This is a genomic window from Streptomyces malachitofuscus (assembly GCF_055571035.1).
The window spans coordinates 1-1,303 of record NZ_JBVIGA010000078.1; the positions used below are offsets into that span (position 1 = coordinate 1).

1 protein-coding gene is annotated in these 1,303 nt (G+C 68.2%); it reads right to left on the minus strand.

What is annotated here, in order from left to right:
- Positions 1 to 66: 66 nt before the first annotated feature.
- A complete protein-coding gene (locus ACZ44S_RS39120; protein WP_466938281.1) occupies positions 67 to 1,302 on the minus strand; it encodes an IS701 family transposase in 1,236 nt (411 codons plus the stop codon).
- Position 1,303: the final 1 nt, after the last annotated feature.

Below are 1,303 nucleotides of genomic sequence, written 5' to 3' on the forward strand. Positions count from 1 at the left end.
GACATCGTCTTCGGTAGTGACAGTGCTGGGCCACGGCCTGACGCCTTCGCCGCCATCGCGACCAACTCAGCGCATGGATGCGAAGGGGCGGGCGGGGCCGGTGGGCGGGGTTAGTTGCCAGCAGCCGACGGACTTCTGCCACGGTGAGCGGAACCAGGATGGAACCGTTTCTGCGTCCCCCTTTGCCGCCGCGTCTGCCGCCGTGACCGCGAGAAAGGCATGCGCGAGCATGGCCAGGGTGATGTGCCTCATCCATCCGACATAGCGGCGGACCTCGTACTGGTCCAGGCCGCACTCGTTCTTCGCAGCCTGGAAGCATTCCTCGATCGCCCACCGACGTCCGGCAACGCGCACGAGCTGGTCGACGCCGGCTCCCACCGGCGCGTATGCGAGGTAGTAAGCGACCTGATCGGGTCTGCTGATACTGCGCCGGGCCAGCGCCCAGCGGTGATGGGTGGGCCGCTCACTGTCGAAGTCCTCGATGACCGGAAGCTGGACGGCTGCCCAGTCATAGACGCGCGGGCCCTTGGCGCCGTCGCCGCACGAACGTTGCTCCCATGCCTCATCCGGTGCCTGGCTGAAGAGTTGGTCGATCCGGCCGAAGCGGGGCACCGGCTGGGACTTCGGGACGGCGAGCACGTAGCCGACGGCGGCTTCTTCCAGTACCCGCCGAAAGCGCCACTCCTGGCCGTAGGCGGCATCCGCGGTCACCCAGGCGATCGGCAGCGGCGAGGCGAGTGCGCGCAGCACCATGGCCCTGGCCAGCTCCGGTTTGGTGGCGAAGACCCTCTCATCAGGAATCTTGGCGGCGCGGCAGCGTTCGCGGTCGTCCGTCCAGGACTTGGGCAGATACAGTTCGCGGTCCACCAGGACGCGTCCGTGGGTGGTGGCGTAGGCGGCGAAGACCCCGATCTGGCAGTTCTCGGTGCGGCCGGCGGTGCCGGAGTACTGGCGCTGCACCCCCGCGGAGGTCGTGCCCTTCTTGACGAAGCCAGTGTCGTCGAGGATGAGGACTCCGTCGGCCTCACCGAGTTTGTCGGCGACGTATGCCTGCAGGTCGTCGCGGACGTCGTCGGCGTTCCAGGTGGCTCCGTTCAGTAGCCGTTGCAGGCCGTCGGGGGTGCGGTGGCCTGCGTGTTCGGCCAGCTGCCAGCCGTTTTTGCGGCCGACCGGGCCGAGCAGGGCACGGACGTAGTCGCGCATGCGGCGTCGCAGGTCGGCACGGCCGAAACGGTGGCCGATGCGCAGAAAGAGGTCGTCGAGTTCACGGTCCCAGGTCGCGTCGGCAAGGTCGTCGATCACG